Below are 10,173 nucleotides of genomic sequence, written 5' to 3' on the forward strand. Positions count from 1 at the left end.
GCATATGCGAATCTCTATCCAAAATATTTTGGACGCATTAACAGATAATCACCTCCCGAAAGTCTTCGGGTAGCTACAGCGTATTATTCCTAGTGATTTATTAGATATAGCTGTAATCGATTGACTACTTGTGATACACAATACTGTGTGCAGTGTATATAATTACTATGCCAGATTAGAAATTCTTCTGAACAATGCGCTAACCCGTGAGTTGATCTGCGTTACGCTCAGAACGATCTATATAAACCGCTTACATGCTAGTACAGCATGAGCAAAAATATTCTGCCCGACGATCATTCGAGAGGCAATGCGTAACTTTCCTCTCATTCGCCCACGACCTAGAAAACACTCATCAAGATAGTTTTAGCTAGACTCAGTTAAGGAAAGGTAGGCGAGTAGTGAAATGTAGAAAACGAATCTTTAACTATCTATCTAGGTTGATAGTGTTCTGAGTGAGAAAGTGCATTAAACATAATATTTTCAATAGAAAAATTTTGAAAAGATAATTATGTCTACCGTTTTCAGAAAAATTTGCAGCAACTCTAAATCATCTATTAAAAAACCCTGTATAGAAAAATAGCATTATTAACAATTAATAAAAAATATTATTATATAAATCTAAAAATTCTACGAATTTATCAAGAAATATCTATAATTTTCTGATATAAACTACTCAGCATAAAAAACTGTTATTTTTTCATGCAGTCTTAGATCGGAATAAAGTAATATAACTTGATGAAGCTCCTGATATAAAAATGCCAGGCTGTTCTAATCAATATATGCAGAATCTGATAAGATGCTAAATATAGCCCTGTTGTCAATGCCTATTGTAGAACTGGTTGCTATAGCAGATACTACGTTATATCTTCACTTTCTCCTGAAGCCGAGTGCTAATATCTAAATAATGTGCCAAGTAGTCACTAATCATCGTAGCTGAAAAACTATTACACATAAGTCGTATAGTAAAATACCTAGTTATCTTGCCTCTGAGTACTATTCAGCAAGGATATATCATCACGTATATAGGTGACCTCATCCAATTCAGTACACGATACTAGATCAGTACACGATACTAGAAACGAAGGCTGCTGAAGATAAATGTGTTGGCCGCTTACCCCTCCGCTGGTTCTCCTAATTAGAGTCTATTAATAGGTACTTCAACCGGTGGGGTAAAATATGCGTTGAGATGTACAGTCTTACGACTAGTTTCTTTTTCGATATTTGGCGTCTAGTTTTAACCTTAAGCATTGATTATCTGCCTGAGCAGCGTACTCATTATAAAATCCTCAAAAGATTTCGCTCATTGGGTAGTGCAGGCACTATGTATACATATTGGGGCTAGTGCAACACAAAAATAGTACTAAACATCAGTCTTTTCGTATGCATCTAGAGTGATACTAAATAGCTCACCTCCACCCAGATGCATCGCGTACGACTTGCATGCCTCGTTGATACATACTAGCCACTCTCTTTTTTCTTTCTACATGTAAAAAAACGTAATACTGATAAGTGCTTTCGACCCTGCGACGCATTTACACTCAGAATCAGCATGTGTTCGGCACACAACCCTTTATATACGATTGATTGTGAATAAGATACGCAGAGAGAAGCACTACTGACCGAACTATGAATTTCCGTAATATCTAGAATCGTATCTTCATATCTTACCGATCCCGGAAGAGCATGATGTGCATGATGTATTTCTTATTTTGACAGGGACAATAATATCAGACCAATCTAGGGAAAAACGCGTGTTAATCGAGTACATGCACGTCATCGGTTTTCGGTGTTAGTTAGCAGTTATATAGACTGCTAACTTTATCCGGTTCATAATCTAGATATGCTCGAAAAACTCGGCGAGTTAAGAGAGAGACACTACCAAAACAGTATAACCTGCATCACTTATGGGAATATTGAACTACGAGTCCCAGCATCGTTTACATCTCGAAGATCGATCTAGTTTTTTCAGATGCGCGTCCTTTGTTCGTTGCAAACAAAGACATGGGAAAACCCCCTTATAACTCACACGATTCGGATGCATCCGAAAGGGGTTACTTCACTTTCCGAATACTTACTCTTGTTTCGTTTTGAGAGCTCTGTTCCGAACCATCTAGCCGTATGACTAGTCCAACTAGTATAAAAAGATATTACTATTACGCTAGTTGACACGATGGCCGCATCAATGCTGTGCGACGCGCTCGATCGCTAGTGGTTTTTTGACTAAAATCGGGAATGTCGAGCGCAATAGCGAGCACGCTCCCCCCTTACACGGTTGATTCATGGAGTCGTCTCCGCTTTAAGAAAAAACAGTATGCAATCGATATGCTAGCTACGTTTCGTACACGTCGACATGCACATATGCGAAACACGCGTCATGAAAGATAGCTTACGCCTCGGCGATACTGATCACTACGTGTTAGTAGTGAATTGCGCATAGCATCCCTACCTACAGTGCAAGCGGTGTACTGAAAAAGACCGCATCGTTCTAAGTCCCTATGAAGATTGCTATTCTCGATGACTACCAAGACGCCATCCGCAAGCTTGATTGTTTTCAACTACTTGCCGAGCATGACGTTAAGGTGTTCAACAATACGGTTCGTGGGCTTGGACAACTAGTCAGTCGACTTGCATCGGTCGAAGCAATCGTATTAATCCACGAACGTACGCACATCACGTCACAATTACTAGATAGACTACCGCAACTGAAAGTTATTAGCCAGATAGGCCGTGTATCTAGTCACTTGGACTTGCAGGCATGTACCGAGCGCGGCATTTTAGTACTCGAAGGTGCGAGCTCGCCCGTTGCGCCCGCTGAACTAACATGGGCACTTATCATGGCGGCACAGCGTCGTATTCCTCAATACGTTATGAACCTTAAGCAAGGTGCCTGGCAACAATCAGGCTTGCGCACGGCCGCGCTGCCACCAAACTTCGGACTAGGACAGGTGTTACGAGGTCAAACGCTAGGTATTTGGGGTTACGGAAAAATAGGTAAGATCGTTGCTTACTACGGGCGCTCGTTTGGCATGACTGTATTAATTTATGGACGTGAACATTCGCTAAGAGCAGCGAAAGATGATGGGCTAGAAGTAGCGCAGACACGCGAGCAACTTTTTTCTGAGAGTGATGTGCTAAGTCTGCATCTTCGACTTCACAAAAAAACCCGCGGCATTGTAACCAGCAATAATCTGGTGCAGATGAAACCAACAGCACTATTTGTCAATACAAGCCACGCCGAGCTTCTCGAGGAGAACGCGCTGGTATCAGCACTTCGTAAAGGGCGACCGGGCATGGTTTCAGTAGATGTATTCGAAAGCGAACCAATCCTACAAGGATATCCGTTACTTCGCATGGAAAATGCGATTTGTACGCCGCATATTGGATATGTAGAACGCGAAAGCTATGAACTATATTTCAGATCAGCATTTAATAATATCCTCGCATATTTGAGTGGCAATACGCAAAATGTCATTAATCCAGAATTACTCACAATGCAGATACAACGTTGATGAATACGCTCGGGCAAGACTGTAATAGATTACTCAGCATATATTCTTCGTATAAACTTGTATTCAGTAATATGTTAGTATCAATTGCAGCCAGTCAGGGGCTAGCCGCTAAAGATACAACAATAACTTTCGTAGTGTCCACAGAAATAAACATTTACCCAAGAAATAACGTCGACAGCAACGTCAAGTCACGACAAAAATAGATGAAGCTAAACAGAATGTTTAGCTAAACACTCCAACTTAAAGCTAAAGGCTATAGCCAGCAAAAATAAAATACCGCATATCAAGTCGATTAGGGAAATTCTCTATTAAGTATAGATTTTTAAAAAAATGCATATTATATTAATAATATATGATTAATATCATTCCGGAATTTTAATAATAAAATTTAGAAGATATTAACGTAAAAATTTATATGCTTTTATATAAAAGCAAGGGTAACTAAATACTCTACAAATAGACAACAAACATCCCCGCATATAGACTTCTACAGTATCGAATATTTTTATTCAAAAAATGTACGCACAACGTACAAATCCTGATAGAATTTCTGTTTTTGGGGCGTTAGCTCAGCTGGTAGAGCAGCGGACTCTTAATCCGTAGGTCGAGTGTTCGAGTCACTCACGCCCCACCAAAAAGTTTAAAAACCCTGTCAAAATAAATTAGCAATAACAAGTACAGTGCAAAGCAGAAACAACTATATATTGAAAGAAAATAAAGAAGAACTGAATCCTGTTTAGAATTAAAAACATTGTTAGTGCATCTATAAAAAGTTTATTATAGAATGTAAAATTCTGTTTTGTTTTTTCTCGAATACATACGACTTTCTGTGCCGTATTAAAGCACATTAGTATATCAATTAACGATGCACGTCTCTTTTCGATGTGTGGACACAAAAAACAAAAGATTTATTCTTTCTGAATAACAAAACACCAGCTGCCGTAGTGCTTTCAGCAATATACCTTTATTTATCAAAAAAATTGATACTCAAACTGGAAATATTATAGAAAAAAATTTAATAGAGACAATATTAAATTCAAATAAATACTAGATCAATGATATTCAGTTCGGTTTCTTCTAAAAATACTATTAGTTTCCAAAGAATTCTCTCTCGGTAGTAAGCTGAATTTTTGACAATTAAGCCTGATTAAGATGTAAAAACAATAACCAGGCCGTTCATCTTCAGTGAAACTATAAACTATAACTAATCTATCTTTTTTTCAAAAAGGTATAACTAGGGAGTATATTAAGCTGAATTATTATTTTTGATAAGCGCAGTATATTTTTCCGATGTATATAACTTATACAGTTTAATTAGACTGAAAACAACCCTTATATCGTCATTAGAGTAGTGCACAAATGTTCGTTTAAATAACGAATATTTACTATGTTTTTTAATGCCCGGTTATTCTCTGATAGAATATCAGGCATATTATATATAATTGAGAACTTATCTCTAAATTTAGAGAGTAATTTATTATTTATATAAATAGTTCAACATATTTTTTTTTAGATTCATTTGTTATCTTGTCACTTATATATATTATCTCTGTAATTTCATGACATATCGCTACTCGTATGTAATCGCACAGTCGGTCAACTCAAGCAGAGCGGATGCCTCCCTATGATAGGAATATCTGAAACATCTTCTGAAATCTTCTGAAAAATACTACCATCCCACTGAATCAGCTTTAGATCATTGAATAATTTTATAAGATGCCCGCTAGTGAATCACATTCTTCATATATTTTTACGTGTGATGTGCATCGGAAGTAGGTCGAAATTATCAAGTAAAGGTGAGTCTAGGGAAAAAATTTGGTTTTGCTTATATCAGTATGTTTCGATCAACATCGATGAGTAAGCTCTATATACACATGGACGTATCAATGAATTTCACACAAGGAGAAACCGTAATGTCCAGGGAAAGAAAAAATAGCCTGAAGACTAGGCTGTCTTACTACAAGATAGACTAATAAAACCCGCTTGTTGATATGGAGAGATGCATATAACATCTCTCATTATATCTTACTGTACTCTAGAAAGTTGTAGGAATGAGTATTTCATATAACTACACAACTTTTAATAAGAAAAAATAAGGTGTGTATTACAACACCTTCAGTAAAAAGTATTTTTATATCACGCATTTTTAAAAGATATAGCGTATATTTATTACTTCCCAATACAGAACCGGCTAAATATTGCTCCCAGCAAATCATCTGACGTAAATTCACCAGTGATTGTATTTAACTTCTCCTGTGCGAGTCTTAACTCCTCAGCCAATAGATCGAGCATCTGTACATTACACTCGACATACTTTGAAGCTATCGCTAAATGCTCATCTGCCGTACATAATGCGCGTAAATGACGCTCGCGAGCTAGATAGACACTTTCTATATCTGATTTCCATCCAGCAATGCGCAGCAGTTCAGAGCGCAAAAGATTAATACCGAGCGATTCTTTTACGGATAATCTAACTTCGCATACTGCTCCATCTATAATATCATGCACGCCCGGCCTAATATCTGTTAGGTCAATCTTATTAAGGATTCGAACGACTGGCACGCGAGTGAGAAACCGTGCAGCGATCGCGCGATCTTTTTCGCTCATTCCATCGCGCGCATCTAGTAAGTGGAGCACAACATCTGCTTTCCTGATCTCATTCCATGACCGTGCAATACCAAGTCGCTCTACCTCGTTCTGTGCATCTCGCAGGCCAGCTGTATCGATCACGTGTAGAGGTACTCCTTCGATCTGGATAGTTTGAGAAACCTTATCTCGCGTTGTGCCAGGAATAGGTGTCACGATTGACAGTTCGGCACCTGCTAACGCATTTAGTAGAGAGGACTTTCCAACATTTGGCTGTCCAGCGAGTACGACAGATAGGCCCTCGCGCAGCAATGCGCCTTGTTTTGCATTGTGCTGCATAGATGCTAGCGCATTTCGGATATGCGCTAGCTTTCCCCGCACATCAGTAGAACATAGAAAATCGATGTCTTCTTCTGGGAAATCAAGGGTAGCCTCGACCAGAATCCGTAAGCTGATAACCTCGTCGACTAGAAGATGGACCTCGCGTGAAAGTGCGCCCTCTAACGAACAACCAGCTGAGCGCGCAGCCGACTCAGTACTGGCTTCTATTAGATCTGCTACAGCCTCAGCCTGCGTAAGATCAAGCTTGTTGTTCAAGAAAGCGCGTCGCGTAAATTCGCCGGGCTGAGCAAGCCGAAGGCCAATGTTGCGACCCGCATCAAGGCATCGCCGCAGCACAAGCTGTAATACGACTGGCCCGCCATGTCCCTGTAGCTCGATAATATGCTCGCCTGTATAAGAATGGGGTGCCGGAAAATATAGACCAATGCCGCGATCCAGCGGCACGCCAGTCGCATCGCAAAACGGCACATAGACAGCATGGCGGGCTGTCAGTTGATTGCGGAATAATACTTCCATTAGCTGAGCTGCTGCGTCGGCACCAGAAGTACCGAATGAAATACGTACTACGCCTATACCTCCACGGCCTGGAGGAGTGGCAATCGCTATGATTGGATCAAAATCGGTTTGCATCAAATCAGATAAATAGGCGAAGCAATTCTCATCGGTGTAGATAGCGGCTTGCGTTTTTTGAATCGTGCAATACGCGTTTGCTAAAACACGCTAAACCATATGACCTACGGGTGGACCGGTGTCAGTTGCTTTGCAAGCCGACTTACCCTTCCCTTCACAGACTTAGTGCTGCTTATTTTTACTTAGCATGCCTGTAATGTAGTACTGCTGGGCAATCGATAGGATATTGTTCACAACATAGTACAGCACTAATCCAGCCGGAAAAAAGAAGAACATTACAGAGAATGCGATCGGCATGAACATCATCATCTTCGCTTGCATCGGATCAGGCGGTTTCGGATTCAGTTTAGCCTGTAGAAACATCGAAATTGTCATTAATACCGGCAATATAAAGTAAGGATCCTGCTGAGATAGATCATGAATCCACAGAATCCATGGCGCGCCGCGCATCTCGACTGACGACAGCAGCACCCAATACAATGAGATAAATACCGGGATCTGAATGACGATAGGCAGACAACCACTAAACGGGTTTACCTTCTTTGATTTGTAGAGCTCCATGATCGCCACGTTTATCTTCTGCGGATCGCCCTTAAACCTCTCGCGGATTTGCTCTATGCGCGGTGTAATCTCTTTCATCCGTACCATTGATTTATAACTAGCAGCCGATAGTGGGAAAAACGCCACCTTAATTAGTAGCGTTAACAATACAATTGCCCATCCCCAGTTGCCGAGAAAACCGTACATCTTCTCGAGTAGCCAAAACAACGGCTTCGCAATGATCGTCACCCAGCCGTAGTCTTTGACTAGTTCGAGGCCTGGAGCGATTTTTTCTAGCTTGCGCTCCTCCTGCGGGCCAGCAAATAAGCGTGCAGTTACATCTACGTGCTGACCTGGAGCAATGTTTGTTACTAACTCCTTCATACCGACGCGGTACAGCGCCTGGCCGAGTTTATCTGCATAAAATTGGCGCTGCACACCTTCTTTCAAAATCCATGCGGAGGCAAAATAGTGTTGCAGCATGGCGACCCATCCGTTATCGGCCGACTGTGCATAGTCTTTTTTTCCCTTATCTAAATCCGAGAAACTTATCTTCTCGAATTTATGCTGCTCAGTGTAGATAGCCGGACCGATAAATGTATGCGAAAAGCGCGGGGTCTCGACTGATGTATCATCGCGTACTAATTCCATATAGATCGTCGGCGTCACCGGGACAGATCCAATATTCTCAATCCTTATGTTGATACCAATTACATAGCTACCCCGCGTGAACGTATAGGTTTTTACTACCTTCACACCGCTTTTAACTAGCGATTCGAGGCTGATAGACAATGTATCTGCGCCGTCTGCTAGTAATGTCGGTCCAGGTAAAATGGTAAATATATCATTGTGGTTCGGGAAATTACCGCCCATCAAGCCGGTGCGCGCTAGATACGTATGATGAGCTGTCTGGTCAAATAGCGTGATGTAGAAATTTGGTTGCTTTCCCTCCACTCTCTTAGTTAGTGACAGCCGAGATAACGTGCCGCCCACCGTACTAATATCGCCATCATATACATCCATCCTAAAGTGAATCTGTTGGCCTTTCACCACAAATTTAGGGGCACGCGGCGTGATACGTGCACTGGGTGCCGTCGAAGTCGCTCTCTGGATTAGTGTTGTGTTGGAGAAAAATAGTGATGGACGCTCATGTTCTCGCTGCCAGTTATCGTAAAGAATGAGGACTGACATCAAGAAAATGGCCCAAAGGGCGGTACGTTTGATGTCCATACGTTAATCTCGTAGTAAATAAGCTGAACGACTAGCGTCTATTAGTATGAGCCGGCGGCACTAGATCAACACCACCCGCTGAAAAAGGATGGCAGCGGCATAATCGTTTTACTGCTAAATAAGCCCCTCTCGCAGCGCCATAATACTGGATTGCTTCGCGTGCGTAGTTTGAACATGAAGGGTAAAAACGGCAGCGATTGATGAGACAAGGGCTGACTACCAGTCTGTAGAAGTGCAGGAGCGCAATCAACACTGTTTTCATGTCACCGCTTCAGTGTTGGGAAGTATAGGGTTCAACTGTCTCTTGCTTAACATCATAAATAAAACTTCGATCTGAACTTGTAGCATGCGTATGAGCGCCGTAGATCTAGCACTTGTAAACTGCGCACGATCGATTTTACCTGATAGCCGGATTAAAATATCCCAGCCCAGTAGCTCTAGGCGTCGCACGCGAAACGCCTCACGAATTAGCCGCTTAATCAGATTGCGCGTAACTGCGCGCGGCGCCTGCTTCTTGCTAACAACTATGCCAAGCCGTGCTACCTGCCCGGTTGGATAGCCATATAGCACGAAGTGAGTAGAGCGAGCACATGGACGTAAACGAAAAACGGATGAGAAATCATCCGTTTTCAGTAGCCTTGCGGTTTTTGGAAAATTAGAGTATATCGTTCGCACGCAATAGGCTTCTTATTCAGGGAAGGGCGGACTAACAACACACGACGCGGGATGTCTAACGTGATCTTAAATATAGTGGATGGCAGCCGCAGCGGCCCTAAACAGCCAGGCGCTTCCGGCCTTTCGCGCGGCGCGTATTAATAACTCTTCTACCGCCCACGGTCTTCATGCGAACACGGAAACCATGGGTGCGCTTTCGGCACGTCACGGACGGTTGATAGGTGCGTTTCATATTGCTTGTACTCGTTAAAGGATGGTCTGAGAAGCGTATTTTTTAAGAACCAAAAATTTTCGCATAATCGAAGCGCGACGCTAAGCTAAAAAATATACTTTTGGATTGTTTTATTTAATCCGCTTTTCTTTTCGGCGTCAATATCTTACATTCATCGGTGAAGCCTGCCGCCTTTAACATCCGTGATAACAGTACTAGAATAGCCCTGTGGATAACTTACCTACCTGCGGTGTTTGGCAGTAGAATTCTAGTTATCCTAAATCTAGTGCGTCATTTCGGCCGACAAAATATCTAATCCCTGATCGCATCTGCAACTTAGATGTGCCTCCAGCTTTGCATGTAATCCTATGCAGATACTCTTGACGGACACGGCGTCGTTCGCGTCGAGCGGTGCAGCTGATATAACGTCGCGACACCATAACAAACCAC

The 10,173-nt window shown here is 41.8% G+C and carries 6 protein-coding genes and 1 tRNA gene; 2 read left to right on the forward strand and 5 right to left on the reverse strand.

All coding sequences use genetic code 11. The features are described 5' to 3' along the window. Nucleotides 1-2,495: 2,495 nt before the first annotated feature. Both GJV44_RS04270 and GJV44_RS04275 read left to right on the forward strand, forming a co-directional pair. Complete coding sequence (locus GJV44_RS04270; protein ID WP_226806480.1) at nucleotides 2,496-3,509, forward strand: D-2-hydroxyacid dehydrogenase family protein; 1,014 nt, start codon at nucleotides 2,496-2,498, stop codon at nucleotides 3,507-3,509. A 558-nt stretch (nucleotides 3,510-4,067) separates the two neighbouring features. Beyond that, nucleotides 4,068-4,143 (forward strand) — tRNA-Lys (locus GJV44_RS04275). A gap of 1,535 nt (nucleotides 4,144-5,678) precedes the next feature. Here the strand turns inward: GJV44_RS04275 and mnmE are convergent. The 5 genes from mnmE to rpmH all read right to left on the reverse strand — a co-directional run bounded on the left by mnmE (nucleotide 5,679) and on the right by rpmH (nucleotide 9,744). Further along, nucleotides 5,679-7,070: a tRNA uridine-5-carboxymethylaminomethyl(34) synthesis GTPase MnmE gene (gene mnmE, locus GJV44_RS04280; RefSeq protein WP_226806481.1), complete on the reverse strand. Its 1,392-nt coding sequence runs from the start codon at nucleotides 7,068-7,070 to the stop codon at nucleotides 5,679-5,681. Between the two features lie 159 nt (nucleotides 7,071-7,229). Then, nucleotides 7,230-8,837 carry a membrane protein insertase YidC gene (yidC, locus tag GJV44_RS04285; RefSeq protein WP_226806482.1) on the reverse strand — a complete coding sequence of 536 codons (1,608 nt, stop codon included), beginning with the start codon at nucleotides 8,835-8,837 and terminating at the stop codon, nucleotides 7,230-7,232. Nucleotides 8,838-8,868: 31 nt separating this feature from the next. Continuing rightward, nucleotides 8,869-9,099: a membrane protein insertion efficiency factor YidD gene (gene yidD, locus GJV44_RS04290; protein WP_226806483.1), complete on the reverse strand. Its 231-nt coding sequence runs from the start codon at nucleotides 9,097-9,099 to the stop codon at nucleotides 8,869-8,871. Then, nucleotides 9,096-9,512, reverse strand: coding sequence for a ribonuclease P protein component (gene rnpA / locus GJV44_RS04295; RefSeq protein ID WP_226806484.1), 417 nt, complete (start codon nucleotides 9,510-9,512; stop codon nucleotides 9,096-9,098). The genes yidD and rnpA overlap by 4 nt, the downstream gene beginning before the upstream one ends. 97 nt (nucleotides 9,513-9,609) lie before the next feature. After that, nucleotides 9,610-9,744, reverse strand: coding sequence for a 50S ribosomal protein L34 (gene rpmH, locus GJV44_RS04300; RefSeq protein ID WP_226806485.1), 135 nt, complete (start codon nucleotides 9,742-9,744; stop codon nucleotides 9,610-9,612). Nucleotides 9,745-10,173: the final 429 nt, after the last annotated feature.

The sequence above is a fragment of the Candidatus Vallotiella adelgis genome, from assembly GCF_020541305.1.
Taxonomy (GTDB): Bacteria; Pseudomonadota; Gammaproteobacteria; order Burkholderiales; family Burkholderiaceae; genus Mycetohabitans; species Mycetohabitans adelgis.